This window comes from Rothia uropygialis (assembly GCF_004137765.1).
GTDB lineage: Bacteria > Actinomycetota > Actinomycetes > Actinomycetales > Micrococcaceae > Rothia.
The window spans coordinates 18,858-30,853 of record NZ_NOIS01000005.1; the positions used below are offsets into that span (position 1 = coordinate 18,858).

Here is an 11,996-nt window from a genome sequence, read left to right on the forward strand (position 1 = left end):
TGACTAAATCTCCATCCCAAAATGCTCACTGAAGCGGATATCGCCTTCGATCATGTCCCGCATGTCCGGTACGCCATTGCGGAACATCAGGGTCCGCTCGATGCCCATGCCGAATGCGAATCCGGAGTATTGGTCCGGGTCGACTCCCCCAGCGCGCAAGACATTCGGGTGAACCATTCCGCAGCCACCCCACTCGATCCACTGCGGCCCGCCTTTGGCGTTCGGATGCCAAACATCCATTTCGGCCGAAGGCTCGGTGAAAGGGAAATAATTGGGGCGAAGCCTGATCTTCGCTTCGGGCCCGAACATCTGACGGGCGAAGTGCTCGAGCGTACCTTTGAGATCAGCCATCGTCAGCCCACGATCCACCGCGAGTCCTTCAATCTGGTGGAACACCGGCGTATGCGTTGCGTCCAGCTCATCCGTCCGGTACACCCGGCCTGGGCAGACAATGTAGAGCGGCAATTCGCGTTTGTGCAGAGCCCTCATCTGAACCGGCGACGTGTGGGTGCGAAGCACCAGGTGGGCCTTCGCGGGGTCGACAAAGAAGGTGTCCTGCAATTCGCGGGCTGGGTGGTCCGGCTTGAAGTTCAAAGAATCGAAGTTGAACCACTCGGATTCGACCTCGGGTCCGTCCTCGACTTCCCAGCCCATCGAGACGAAGATGTCAGCCGCCTGTTCCTGAAGCAGTGTCACCGGGTGACGTCCGCCGATGCGCCGGTGTCCGGAACCGGCCGTGACGTCGACAGATTCCTCGACAAGGATCCGTTCCGCGTGCTCGTTCTCCAGCACCTCGTTCCGGGCCTCGAGCGCTTGAGTAATCCTGCCACGCGCCTGGCCCAGCAATTTGCCGATTTCCTTCTTGTGCTGATTCGACAATGAACGCATTTGACGGTTCGCGGCGCTCACGCCCGACTTTTCACCGGTAAATCGAAGCCGAACGTGCTTGAGCGCTTCGAAATCCGGGGTTCGGTTCTCGATGCTCTCGAGGGCTTGGGATACCTCCGCAGTGAATGCCTCGCGGACGCGCTCCAAACCCTGTTCAGGATCGTTTTCCAGAACGCCCACCATGTCTTCGAGGACCGGATCGGGTCCCGACGATGGTGCGGCGCTGTCCGGCGACGTTTCAGTCATGAACAACTCATCTCTCGAAATTGCTGGCTTGTGCGTTGAGCTCATTGCCTCGACGGGACGCAGGGAATCCGGCCCAGAGGTCTTCGAGCACACCCAGTCTAGAGGATATCGAGGCCCCTCAGCTCACCTTGTGGATAAGAGCGTCGACGATCGGCAGATCGGCTGGGATCCAGGGAAGGGCACGAAGTGTCTGCCTGTCGTCCAGGGGAACCCACTGCAATCGGCGGTGATCTTGAAGTGGGCGAGGGTCGCCGGCCGTGATGGTGCCCATGAAGACCCGCATGGCGAGTCTTTCGTTAAGGGGCCACCCTTGGGGGTGAGTGCCTTCGATCTCGTCGACGAGGTCCGCCTCGATGCCTAGCTCTTCGCTCAATTCACGGTTCAGGCCCTCAAGCAGGCCCTCGCCCGGTTCGACTTTCCCGCCGGGGAATTCCCACAATCCGTCGAGGGCAGCGGGTGCAGAACGTTGAGCTGCTAATAGCCGAGTCGGGGCCGACATGTCGTCGACGAGCGCGGCGCCTACAACCTGCACCGGGTACTTCTGTTCGGAGCTGTCCACGCGTCAGTCCTCTCCCGTGCCGGGCCCGTCGTCGCTTTCGGGCCCAGTGGACACGTAATTCTCTCGATAGATATCCGGCTCGATGTAAATGACACGAGCTTCTGGTACCGCTCCTCTGATCCTGGCTTCCGTTGCGTTGATGGCATCCACGAGACCTACGGTGCTCACGTTCCCGGCGACGGCGATTTTGGCGGCCACCAGAATCTCCTCCGGGCCGAGGTGCATCGTTTTGAGGTGGATCAGATCGGTATCGGCCTGCTGGGTTATAGCTTCCCGGATCCTGCGTTCCGATTCCGGGTTGGCAGACTCCCCGACCAGCAAGGATTTGATCTCTACAGCAAGGAACACCGCCACGACGACCAAGAGGACACCGATCGCCCCCGAACCTGCCGCATCCCAGCGTCCGTCACCGGTCACGACCGTCATCACCACCCCCACCAGCGCGAGGACAAGACCGGTTACGGCGGCCGAGTCCTCGAGCATCACGACGGGCAGCTCCGGGGACTTGGCCGCGCGCAGGTATCCGAGCCAACTACGACGTCCGCGGGTCTGTTGAGCCTGCTTGTTTGCGACGAGGAACGAGCGGCCTTCAAGCAGAATCGATCCCACGAGAACCACGATCGGAACCCAAGCCCACGATTCGATCGCGTGGGGTTCATGCCATTTTTCCCAAGCCTCGTACAACGAGAAGAGCCCACCGAGGCTGAACATGACGATCGAGACTAGAAAAGCATAGATGTAACGATTCTGTCCGTGGCCGAAAGGATGCTCTTTGTCGGCTTTCTTCCTGGAGGCCTTCCCACCGATTAGGAGCAGGATCTGGTTCCCGGTGTCTGCCAGTGAGTGGATCGACTCCGCAAGCATGGACGAGGACTTCGTCAGCAAGTACGCCCCGAACTTCAGGATCGCTATACCGAAGTTAGCGCCTAGCGCCGCAAATATCGCCTTGTTTCCGCCGTTGTCAGCCATATGATGTCTCCCGGAATGTGGGCTTCGTCGTGGGAAGGATGGTCTCGGACTCGAAGAACCTACGGGCGCCTGGCCCGCGCGCTCGAATAGAGGCAAACCGTCGCCGCTGTCCCCACATTCAGGGACTCGGCGCGTCCATAGACCGGAACCGCGACGCGGGCGTCGGCCAGATTCTTTTCCTCGTCCGTCAGGCCTTGGGCTTCATTGCCGAAGAGCCACAGCGTGGGCCGGCGGAGGTCAATACCATCGGATGGGCAGTCCTTTCGCTTCTCCACCCGAGCTTGGGCAGCTGCGTCGGACAGGTCATCCAGACTGTGCTCGCCGTAGCCATCAGCGGCCAAAACCATCATGCCGCTTTTACGTGCCTTGCCGACCAGCTCGTGAATCTCCATGCCGACCAAGACAGGCAGATGAAATATCGAACCGGCCGTGGAGCGGACCGTCTTCGGGTTCAGCACGTCGACGCTGCCCTTGGTCGTGATCGCGGCATCCGCCCCGGCCGCGTCGGAGGCACGGATCAGCGTGCCGACGTTGCCCGGATCCTGCACACGGACCATCGCCGCGATCAGCCCGGGGTCGTGTCCGGCAGCCCACGGGCTGTTGCCGAGGCTCGGTTCAATGTGCGCCACGGCGATCACACCCTGAGGAGTTAAGGCATCGGACATCGCAGCGAGAACCTCTTCGGTTACCAGCCGAATGAATACCTTGCGGCGTTTGCCGCTTGCAGACGGAGCCGCGCTCCCCTCGGCCGCCGCGATCGCGTCGCCCAAACCGGGATGCTTCTCCAGAGACGCCTCCGTGACATAGATTGCATCGAGCACGGGATGGTCCCGATGAGCGGCCAGGGCCTCACGGACTCCCTGAGGCCCTTCGACCATGAACAGTTCTCTCTTGGCTCGGGTTCGCGGGCGAGCCAGAGCAGCGATGTCCTTGACACGATCGGCGGCCGGGTTGATCAGGGTGCGCTCGCGTGAGAGCGTCTCGAAAATATCCACTGTGCCAGGCTACCCGACGCCGACGGACCCACACTGCGGCCGGACCTGGCAAGTAAAACGACGACGCCGCCGCGCCGACTCCACGGCGGGAGCGGGTGCGACGGCGTCGTTCGGGTGCCCGGACAGGCTCCGCGCGGCCTTATGCGGCCTTGGCTGCGGAGGTGTCCTCGGGAAGGTTGTTCTTGGCAATGTCGATGAGCGCCTTGAAGGCGGTCGGCTCGTTGACGGCCAGCTCAGCGAGCATACGACGATCGACCTCGACCTCAGCGGCCTTGAGGCCCTGAATGAAACGGTTGTAGGTCAAACCCTCGGCGCGAGCAGCCGCGTTGATGCGCTGGATCCACAAACGGCGGAAGTCGCCCTTCTTCTTACGACGGTGGTCGTAACTGTAGACCAGCGAGTGCGTAACCTGCTCTTTGGCCTTGCGGTACAGGCGCGAACGCTGTCCACGGTAGCCGGACGCGCGGTCCAGAGTTGTACGACGCTTCTTATGGGCGTTTACCGCCCGCTTCACACGTGCCACGTGTGTACTCCTAACTGTTCGGTGGGCCGCGACGAAGGGGCCCAGAATTCTAGTGAGACGGCCCGAGCCGCTCGGGGCGAAGTGACTACTTGGTCAGCATCTTCTTGATGACCTTGGCCTGACCGCCCGTGACGATCTGATCGCTCGCGAGGCGACGAGTCAGACGGGAGGACTTGTGCTCCAGGTAGTGGCGGCGGTTGGCCTGCTGGCGCTTGACCTTGCCCGAACCTGTCAGCTTGAAGCGCTTCTTGGCACCAGAGTGAGTCTTCTGCTTCGGCATATCAGCCGTTCTCCTAACGTTCTTCTCCCTCCACGCTCCGTGGAGCGTGCCGGGTTGGACTTGCAGCGACCGGTCAGGCCACTGCTGGCGGGGATCCTGCCACGCGGAAACAAATCCGACGTGCCGCAGGGTCAACCAAACGGCTGAGCCCTTGTTTACTCTGCGGAGGAACTGGGCTTCGGCGTGGCCGAAGTCTCGCTTTCCTGCCCCTTGGCTTGATCTTTGAGCTCGGCAGGCATGGCATCAGCCATGCTGTTGGTCACCGGCTCCGCATTGCTGGTGTCCACACGCTCGCGCGTCTTGCGGCCACCGCCCTGCTGGTTCTTCTGATCGCGGCGTGCCTGAGCACGTGCTTCAGCCTTGTTACGCAATGGTCCGATAACCATGACCATATTGCGGCCGTCCTGGCGGGGGTTGGACTCGACGGCCCCTACCTCTGCCAGATCGTCAGCCATACGCTCGAGAAGCCGGACGCCCATTTCGGGGCGCTGCTGCTCGCGACCACGGAACTGAATCATGGCCTTGACTTTGTCACCTGCGGCCAGGAAACGCTTTGCGTGCCCAACCTTGGTTTCATAGTCATGGTCATCGATCTTCAGACGGAAACGGATCTCTTTGAGCACCGTGTTCGTCTGGTTCCGACGAGACTCGCGCGCTTTGACCGCGGCTTCGTACTTGTACTTGCCGAAGTCCATAAGTTTGCATACCGGCGGCTTGGCGGACGGTGCTACCTCGACCAGATCAAGATCCGATTCGCGCGCCAGACGCAGGGCGTCTTCTACGCGGACAATCCCAACCTGTTCACCGCTTGGGCCTACCAGGCGGACTTCCGGGACGCGGATACGGTCATTGATACGTGGATCGCTAATGTGGCACTCCTGTAGTTAGCGGGTTTCCCCATAGGTTGTTCGTGCATGCAACGGCAACAAAAAAGCCCCCGTTGCTTTCAAACGGAGGCATGACCCGATGATCCAAATAGCACCCACCACTGCCGGCGAGAGCACCCGAATCTTCGGGGCGCGACCCGGCAATCCACTGGACTGACGCGGGTGGGAGACATGCTCCGCTTGAAACTCCTCAACACTATACACCATGGATACCCTGCAGCCCAGTGGCGTTCCCGACAATCTCCGTCACCCAGGACCGAGTCCAAGCATCCTTGTGGGAAACTTGGGTAATGACCAACAATCCTTCATCCCAGGACTCGACTTCGGGAGAACGTCCGCAGGAAACGTACAGATTCGACGAGGCTGCCGCGGCGGCCCAGAACGCCTCAGGTTCTGAACCCACGCCTGAGGACATCGAGGCCATCGGCCAGCAGATGCGCGATATCGCCGACGTCGCCGCCGTTGAAGTCATCACCACTTCAGCCGTACACATGATGAGTGCCGCTGCCGTCAAATGCGGTCTCGCCGCCGAGGAAGACGCGGCTGAGGTCAAGGACCTCGACGAGGCGCGCAAACTCATCACGGCCCTCGCGGGTTTGGTAACCGCGGCCGCCCCCGAAATCGGCTCGCAACATGCCGGTCCATTGCGCGACGGCCTTCGTTCGTTGCAACTCGCCTTCCGCGAAGCGTCGATCGCTCCGGACGCGCCAGGACAGGGGCCGGGCGAAAAGTTCACCGGCCCCGTCTTCTGACCAGCCACTCAGCGAACTGGCGGGGCGATCAGCTCAGGCCGACGCCGCACGCAAGCGGATGTCGGCAGAGTCGACTCGCTCCGCCAGAATCTCATGGGCAGAAAACCTGTTTTGGAACCCTTGCACGACCTCGTCGAGTTCCTGCTGGTCCAGACCCGGTCGAATCGAAAGTTCGATGCTCAATTCGGGGCCCGGTCCGCCGCCCGGCAAAATGTGGCCGGCGGCGTCACGGCAACCTACTCCCCTTCCGGGCGCCATGTTGACCGCGGCAATATTCGGTTCCGGGACACCGCACTCCTGAAGAGCTTCGAGCACAGCCGGATCGGAGTACGCCGGACGCCACCGCTTCCCCTTGGCTATAGCCCACATGGCCGGCCTGCGAACCACGAATGTCAGGTCCGTTCTGGGGTTGAGCACGAGCATCTGGTTCTCGTCCTCGACCGCTGACAATGCAATTTTTCGGGAATCAGCAGCCACAGGCCGCGCCTCCTCATGCCAGGAGGTCAAAGCATCCACGTTGGAGAACACCGGCAAGGCCTTGCGGCCATCGGGGGCCTGGATGCTCACGAGCGCCATATCTGATTCCTTGTCGGAGACCAGACCGGATTCGGTGATGTGGGATTGGGACAACTCGGCCAGGATCGGCGCAAAAAGGCGAATACCCGCCATGGCGTCTACCACGAATTCCTCTGGCGCTTCTCCGCGTGAAAACCGCTCCAAGGCGTTCGCGAGTTCTGCCGGCGTCGTGCCATCGTCCGTGGGGTACTGGTGGGTGTGCGAGGCTCCCTCCCCCAAGTCCCGCCCCTTCCAGGGTTGACCACCCGTGTCCGTTTCCCGACCGGCGCTGGCCAATTGGGCTTGAATGTGCGCGGGCAGATCTTTTTTGTCGGCCATGGCTATTCGGGACGACCCGCGACGTCGAGAGCATCGGCGAGAGTGAATTTCCCGGCGTACAGCGCCTTTCCGACGATGGTCCCTTCGACACCGTGGGGAACCATAGCGCGGAGGGCCTCGAGATCGGCGAGCGACGAGATCCCGCCCGAAGCGACGACGGGTTTGTCCGTCCGCCGCGCCACTTCCGCCAGCAACTCGGTGTTGGGTCCCTGCAGGGTTCCGTCCTTGGTCACGTCGGTGACCACAAAACGCGAACAACCATCGGCATTGAGCCGGTCCAGGACCTCCCAGAGATCCCCGCCTTCCTGTGTCCAACCACGGGCCGCCAGAGTGGTCCCACGGACGTCGAGTCCGACCGCGATAACGTCACCGTGTTCGGCGATCACGCGTCTGGTCCACTCCGGGTTTTCCAAAGCCGCCGTGCCCAGGTTAATGCGGGTCGGTTCGAGCCTCAGTGCCCGATTCAGTGATTCGTCGTCTCGGATGCCCCCGGACATCTCGATTTTGAGGTCCAGGGCCTGCGAGACCCGTTGGAGCACATCGAAGTTGTTGCCGCGGCCGAAAGCCGCGTCCAGGTCAACCAGATGCAACCATTCGGCACCTGCCTCCTGCCACGCCAGCGCCGCTTCCACGGGGTCGCCGTATCCCGTTTCGGATCCGGCTTCCCCTTGGACGAGTCGCACGGCCTGGCCGTTGGCGACGTCGACCGCAGGCAAGAGCTCCAGGCGGTCATTCGGATTCATTCGGTCCCCTTAATCGAGAGTCGTAACGTAAAAGCCGTAAGCGAAAAGAACCACCGCAAGCACCCAGAGAACGATTTGGGCGATGACGGTGATTTTCTGCTTTCGGAATGAAATTGCGCCCCCGGCGAGGAATGCGCCGAAGGTCATGAGCAAGAGTCCTGAGACAATAGGGCTCATCGCGGCTCTTCTCCTCTCGGTGTGATGTCTTTACGGGCCAAGTCGACGGGCGCACCTTCGGTATCCAGGCGACCTGTGCGCGGCAACGACCCCAACCAGTTTCTGAGCAATTGGAGACCCGCGGCGGAAGATTTCTCGGGGTGGAATTGGGTCGCGGACAACGGCCCGTTCTCGACGGCCGCGATGAATGGCCCGCCATGATCCGACCACGTGACCTGCGGAGGCTTCATGACCTCTATGGTCTGGTCGAATTCCCATTGCTGAACACCATAGGAGTGCACGAAATAAAATCGTTCGTCTTCGATTCCTTGGAAAAGGACGGTCTCGCCAGGCGGTTGCACGCGGTTCCATCCCATGTGCGGCACGACGGGGGCTTTCAAACGCTCCACAAGGCCCGGCCACTCGCCGAGTCCATCCGTTTCCTCTCCGTGCTCGTCACCGTGCTCGAAGAAAACCTGCAGGCCGACGCAGATACCGAGCACGGGTCGAGACCCTGCGATACGGCGACCGATCATGCGAGGGGCATCGGCCGCGCGCAGGGCGCCCATCACGGCGGAAAAGGCTCCCACTCCGGGAACGACCAGCCCATCGGCACCCAGGACGTCACGCTCGGAGCGTGAGAGCACAACGTCGGCGCCGGCGGCTTCCAGCGCTCGAACAACTGAACGGACATTGCCTGCACCGTAATCCAGGACCGTTACCGTTGGCCGGTCGGCATTCTCCGGATCTTGATCATTTGGTTTCTCCGAAGGCGCCATCTACAGAGCCCCCTTGGTGGACGGGATTCCTTCGACGCGGGGATCCGACTCAACCGCCTCCCGCAGCGCCCGGGCCAATGCTTTGAACTGGGCTTCGGCGATATGGTGCGGGTCCCTCCCTGAGAGAACCTCCATGTGCAGACAGATCCCCGCGTGAAAAGCGATGGCCTCCAGCACATGGCGCACCATAGACCCCGTAAAATGTCCGCCTATCAAGTGGAATTCGAAACCTGCCGGCTCACCAGTGTGCACTAGGAAGGGCCTGCCGGAAATATCGACCACGGCGCGTGCCAGAGCCTCGTCCAAGGGAACGGCCGCCTGACCGAAACGACGAATTCCGCGTTTGTCACCGAGGGCCTCCTTGAGCGCGTCCCCCAAAACGATCGCGGTGTCCTCGACGGTGTGGTGGACGTCAATATGTGTATCGCCCGAGCATTGGATGTCCATGTCGATCAATGAGTGCTTGGACAAGGCAGTCAGCATGTGGTCGTAGAACGGAACCGAAGTCTCGATGTGCGATGAGCCCGTCCCGTCGAGGTCGATCGTGACGGACACGTTGGATTCGCTCGTCTCACGCGCCAGACTCGCGGTGCGTGCCGTTGATGGGGTCGTCATGACTCTCCTGCGGTCAAGAGGGCGCGGCCCTCACTGATGTGGTCGGTTCGTAAAGCGCTAGCTCGCTGTGCTTCTAGGGGCGCGATGCTTTTCGACGTGTTTGTCCAGACTATCGAGAAAAGCGGTGGTCTCTTCCTCCGTACCCGCGGTGACTCGCAGATGCCCGGCAATGCCAACGTCCCTGATCAGCACGCCGTCTTCCAGGAGATCCTTCCACAGGCCGTGACTGTCGCGGACTCCCCCGAAGAAAACGAAATTCGAGTCCGACGAGGCCGGTGTCAGACCCAGACGCCGCAGATGATCGACGATCCGATCCCGCTGAGCCTTAATGTTCTCGACGTTGGCCAGCAGTTGCCCACGATGGCGCAAAGCCGCGAGTGCAGTTGCCTGCGTTATCGCCGAGAGATGATAAGGGAGCCTCACGAGCATGATGGCATCGACCACGCTCGGATCCGCAGCGAAATAGCCGAGACGGGCACCGGCGAAGGCAAACGCCTTGCTCATGGTGCGCGTCACGATGAGTCGCTGTCGCCCCGGCAAAAGGGTCAGAGCGGTCCGTCGCGGATCACGGGCGAACTCCGCATAGGCCTCGTCAACAACGACGATGCCGTTGAACGACGACGCAGCCTCGTAGACGGCCTCGACGACGTCGAGATCGAGGCCGGTACCCGTCGGATTGTTGGGAGAGCACAAAATGGTGACCTCTGGCCGAGCTTCTGCGACTTGCCGTGCGGCAGACTCGGCGGTGAGGGAGAAATCATCGGCGCGCTCACCCTCAATGAACGCGGTATTCGTACCAGATGCCAAGAGCGGATACATCGAGTAGGTCGGCACGAAGCTCATCACGCTCCTGCCGGGACCACCGAATACCTGCAGGATTTGCTGAAGAATCTCATTCGAGCCGTTGGCAGCCCACAGATTCTCCATACGCAATTCGTGGCCCAGAAACGCGGCGAGTTCGGAGCGGAGCTCGACGAAGTCGCGGTCAGGATATCGGTTGAGGGTCTTTGCGGCCTCCCTGACACCATCCGTAATGGCGTCGACCACTTCCACAGGCACGGGATGCGTATTTTCATTGACGTTCAAGGCATAAGGAACCTCGAGCATGGGGGCCCCATAGGGTGATCGACCCCTGAGGTCGTCCCGAAGGGGCAGGCTATTCAACGCATCCAATGAATCAGTCACACCCTCATCTTAAGGACCGCAGATCATCCCTTGGAAATCACCGGCACAATAAGACGCTGTCCGGGAGTAACGCGGCCGCTCGAAAGATCGTTCAAGTCATTGATCTTCGCGATTGATTCCCTGGTGTCCCCTTTGGGATCCACATCCCGAGCAATATCCCACAAAGTGTCACCACTGCCGACCGTGACGGTCCTCGTCACGACCCCCGCACTCTCGGTACCGGCATTGGCCGTACCCGCAGCGAAAAACATCATCAAAAGCGCTGCTGCAATGATCACGCTCGAGAGAAGCGGCAAACCGAAGAGCACAAAACGGCCACGGCGGGTCAGGGTTATCGACGAGCTCCGCGGCAACGTATCTTCTGGTCGGCGGATCCACTCCGCGTCGCGGTGCTTGAGGGACAGAACGGTGCGCATCAGATGCTTCCTTCATGTTGAGCGAGAGTGAATGATAATCGAACACGTGTTCGAGTTCGTACATCTGTTCTACCAAACTATTCGAACACTGTCGAGAAAAATAGAACACATGTTTGATTTGCCACCTTTACTGGCCTAGCCTGGGAGGTAACACGTCGGCTCGACCGGCTGGATGACACGCTTCTTTCTCTTCCTGAGATTCAGGGCTCAGCGGCTTTCTCTTCCGGTCGTAGTCCTAGTACACACAGGGCGACTGACAACTTAAGCTCCCCAGGGAAGGACAAACCGGTGGCCACCCAGCTTCCTCAACAGGCCAAGCCGCTTACCCCGCGTCAGCGCAAGATCCTCGAGGCCATTGCCTCATCCATCGCGACGCACGGGTACCCTCCGTCCATGCGGGAAATCGGTGACATCGTCGGCCTGTCGAGTCTGTCCAGCGTGACTCATCAGCTCTCCCGTCTGGAGAGCCTGGGCCTGATACGCCGAGACCCCAAGCGTCCGCGGGCCATAGAAGTCCTCTGCGACATGCCTCTGGGCGAGGAAGCCCCCAGCGCCCCCGCTCCGAACGGGCAGGCCAAGCGGGCACCCGGCAACGATGACCAGAAGGTTGTCCAGCTGTTCCCAGAGAATGACGCCGAAGGTTCCACGGCTCAGGTTCCCCTGGTCGGAAGGATCGCTGCCGGTGTTCCGATTACCGCCGATCAGCATGTCGAAGACGTCGTCGCACTCCCCCGTCAATTGGTTGGGCAGGGCCAGTTGTTCATGCTCGAAGTCCGAGGCGACTCCATGGTCGAGGCGGCAATTTGCGATGGAGATTGGGTTGTCGTTCGGCAGCAGAACAACGCTGAGAACGGCGATATCGTTGCCGCGTTGCTCGACGAAGAAGCAACCGTCAAGACATTCCGCCAACGGGACGGCCACACCTGGCTGTTGCCGCAGAATCGCCAGTACGAACCAATTCTCGGTGACCACGCAACCATCATGGGCAAGGTTGTTTCGGTACTTCGTTCCGTCTGAGCGATCACCGTCGCATCGAAAAAGCGCTTCAGTTGCACCCGAGGACTGAAGCGCTTTTCGCGTTTGCCTTGCAACTCCGGAGCCGAAGCGAG

The 11,996-nt window shown here is 60.9% G+C and carries 16 protein-coding genes; 2 read left to right on the forward strand and 14 right to left on the reverse strand.

From position 1 onward, the window contains the following. Nucleotides 1–3 precede the first annotated feature (3 nt). The 7 genes from pheS to infC all read right to left on the reverse strand — a co-directional run bounded on the left by pheS (nucleotide 4) and on the right by infC (nucleotide 5,329). Entirely contained in the window at nucleotides 4–1,134 is a 1,131-nt protein-coding gene (gene pheS, locus EWV35_RS11220; protein WP_129661966.1) for a phenylalanine--tRNA ligase subunit alpha, read from the reverse strand. Between the two features lie 118 nt (nucleotides 1,135–1,252). Next, complete coding sequence (locus tag EWV35_RS11225; protein WP_274542961.1) at nucleotides 1,253–1,693, reverse strand: (deoxy)nucleoside triphosphate pyrophosphohydrolase; 441 nt, start codon at nucleotides 1,691–1,693, stop codon at nucleotides 1,253–1,255. A 3-nt stretch (nucleotides 1,694–1,696) separates the two neighbouring features. Next, a complete protein-coding gene (locus tag EWV35_RS11230) occupies nucleotides 1,697–2,662 on the reverse strand; it encodes a cation diffusion facilitator family transporter (RefSeq protein ID WP_129661968.1) in 966 nt (321 codons plus the stop codon). Nucleotides 2,663–2,721: 59 nt separating this feature from the next. Continuing rightward, nucleotides 2,722–3,657, reverse strand: coding sequence for a TrmH family RNA methyltransferase (locus EWV35_RS11235; protein WP_129661970.1), 936 nt, complete (start codon nucleotides 3,655–3,657; stop codon nucleotides 2,722–2,724). 139 nt (nucleotides 3,658–3,796) lie between these two features. Then, on the reverse strand, nucleotides 3,797–4,180 hold the full coding sequence (rplT, locus tag EWV35_RS11240) for a 50S ribosomal protein L20 (protein WP_129360570.1): 384 nt from the start codon (nucleotides 4,178–4,180) through the stop codon (nucleotides 3,797–3,799). 85 nt (nucleotides 4,181–4,265) lie between these two features. Continuing rightward, entirely contained in the window at nucleotides 4,266–4,460 is a 195-nt protein-coding gene (gene rpmI / locus EWV35_RS11245) for a 50S ribosomal protein L35 (protein WP_030016127.1), read from the reverse strand. A 155-nt stretch (nucleotides 4,461–4,615) separates the two neighbouring features. Next, the gene (infC, locus tag EWV35_RS11250) at nucleotides 4,616–5,329 is read right to left on the reverse strand and encodes a translation initiation factor IF-3 (protein ID WP_129360571.1); all 714 of its coding nucleotides are present in this window, start codon (nucleotides 5,327–5,329) and stop codon (nucleotides 4,616–4,618) included. 452 nt (nucleotides 5,330–5,781) lie between these two features. On the opposite strand from infC, the gene EWV35_RS11255 reads away from it, so the two are divergent. Continuing rightward, nucleotides 5,782–6,099 (forward strand): DUF1844 domain-containing protein, encoded by a 318-nt coding sequence (locus EWV35_RS11255; RefSeq protein ID WP_394342450.1) that lies wholly within the window; start codon nucleotides 5,782–5,784, stop codon nucleotides 6,097–6,099. A 33-nt stretch (nucleotides 6,100–6,132) separates the two neighbouring features. On the opposite strand, the gene EWV35_RS11260 is transcribed toward EWV35_RS11255, so the two are convergent. From EWV35_RS11260 to EWV35_RS11285, 7 genes are read right to left on the reverse strand one after another with little or no spacing between them, the layout of a single operon-like run. Continuing rightward, complete coding sequence (locus EWV35_RS11260) at nucleotides 6,133–6,993, reverse strand: SseB family protein (protein ID WP_129661974.1); 861 nt, start codon at nucleotides 6,991–6,993, stop codon at nucleotides 6,133–6,135. 2 nt (nucleotides 6,994–6,995) lie between these two features. Beyond that, on the reverse strand, nucleotides 6,996–7,736 hold the full coding sequence (priA, locus tag EWV35_RS11265; protein WP_129661976.1) for a bifunctional 1-(5-phosphoribosyl)-5-((5-phosphoribosylamino)methylideneamino)imidazole-4-carboxamide isomerase/phosphoribosylanthranilate isomerase PriA: 741 nt from the start codon (nucleotides 7,734–7,736) through the stop codon (nucleotides 6,996–6,998). Between the two features lie 9 nt (nucleotides 7,737–7,745). Next, nucleotides 7,746–7,913, reverse strand: coding sequence for a hypothetical protein (locus tag EWV35_RS13205; RefSeq protein ID WP_165001014.1), 168 nt, complete (start codon nucleotides 7,911–7,913; stop codon nucleotides 7,746–7,748). Beyond that, on the reverse strand, nucleotides 7,910–8,671 hold the full coding sequence (hisH, locus tag EWV35_RS11270) for an imidazole glycerol phosphate synthase subunit HisH (protein ID WP_129661978.1): 762 nt from the start codon (nucleotides 8,669–8,671) through the stop codon (nucleotides 7,910–7,912). The genes EWV35_RS13205 and hisH overlap by 4 nt, the downstream gene beginning before the upstream one ends. After that, a complete protein-coding gene (gene hisB, locus EWV35_RS11275; protein WP_129661980.1) occupies nucleotides 8,672–9,286 on the reverse strand; it encodes an imidazoleglycerol-phosphate dehydratase HisB in 615 nt (204 codons plus the stop codon). It lies immediately after the preceding gene. 57 nt (nucleotides 9,287–9,343) lie between these two features. Then, nucleotides 9,344–10,471 (reverse strand): histidinol-phosphate transaminase, encoded by a 1,128-nt coding sequence (locus EWV35_RS11280; RefSeq protein ID WP_129661982.1) that lies wholly within the window; start codon nucleotides 10,469–10,471, stop codon nucleotides 9,344–9,346. 23 nt (nucleotides 10,472–10,494) lie between these two features. Beyond that, a complete protein-coding gene (locus EWV35_RS11285) occupies nucleotides 10,495–10,887 on the reverse strand; it encodes a LysM peptidoglycan-binding domain-containing protein (RefSeq protein ID WP_129661984.1) in 393 nt (130 codons plus the stop codon). A gap of 288 nt (nucleotides 10,888–11,175) precedes the next feature. Between EWV35_RS11285 and lexA the strand changes: the two genes are divergently transcribed. Next, a complete protein-coding gene (gene lexA / locus EWV35_RS11290) occupies nucleotides 11,176–11,904 on the forward strand; it encodes a transcriptional repressor LexA (RefSeq protein WP_129661986.1) in 729 nt (242 codons plus the stop codon). Nucleotides 11,905–11,996 lie beyond the last annotated feature (92 nt).

What these genes read in the sequence shown, in the direction of transcription:
- pheS (WP_129661966.1), bottom strand. Translation starts at nt 1,134, where the DNA reads ATGACTGAAACGTCGCCGGACAGCGCCGCACCATCGTCGGGACCCGAT.
- EWV35_RS11230 (WP_129661968.1), bottom strand. Translation starts at nt 2,662, where the DNA reads ATGGCTGACAACGGCGGAAACAAGGCGATATTTGCGGCGCTAGGCGCT.
- rpmI (WP_030016127.1), bottom strand. Translation starts at nt 4,460, where the DNA reads ATGCCGAAGCAGAAGACTCACTCTGGTGCCAAGAAGCGCTTCAAGCTG.
- EWV35_RS11255 (WP_394342450.1), top strand. Translation starts at nt 5,782, where the DNA reads ATGCGCGATATCGCCGACGTCGCCGCCGTTGAAGTCATCACCACTTCA.
- EWV35_RS11260 (WP_129661974.1), bottom strand. Translation starts at nt 6,993, where the DNA reads ATGGCCGACAAAAAAGATCTGCCCGCGCACATTCAAGCCCAATTGGCC.
- priA (WP_129661976.1), bottom strand. Translation starts at nt 7,736, where the DNA reads ATGAATCCGAATGACCGCCTGGAGCTCTTGCCTGCGGTCGACGTCGCC.
- EWV35_RS13205 (WP_165001014.1), bottom strand. Translation starts at nt 7,913, where the DNA reads ATGAGCCCTATTGTCTCAGGACTCTTGCTCATGACCTTCGGCGCATTC.
- hisH (WP_129661978.1), bottom strand. Translation starts at nt 8,671, where the DNA reads ATGGCGCCTTCGGAGAAACCAAATGATCAAGATCCGGAGAATGCCGAC.
- hisB (WP_129661980.1), bottom strand. Translation starts at nt 9,286, where the DNA reads ATGACGACCCCATCAACGGCACGCACCGCGAGTCTGGCGCGTGAGACG.
- EWV35_RS11285 (WP_129661984.1), bottom strand. Translation starts at nt 10,887, where the DNA reads ATGCGCACCGTTCTGTCCCTCAAGCACCGCGACGCGGAGTGGATCCGC.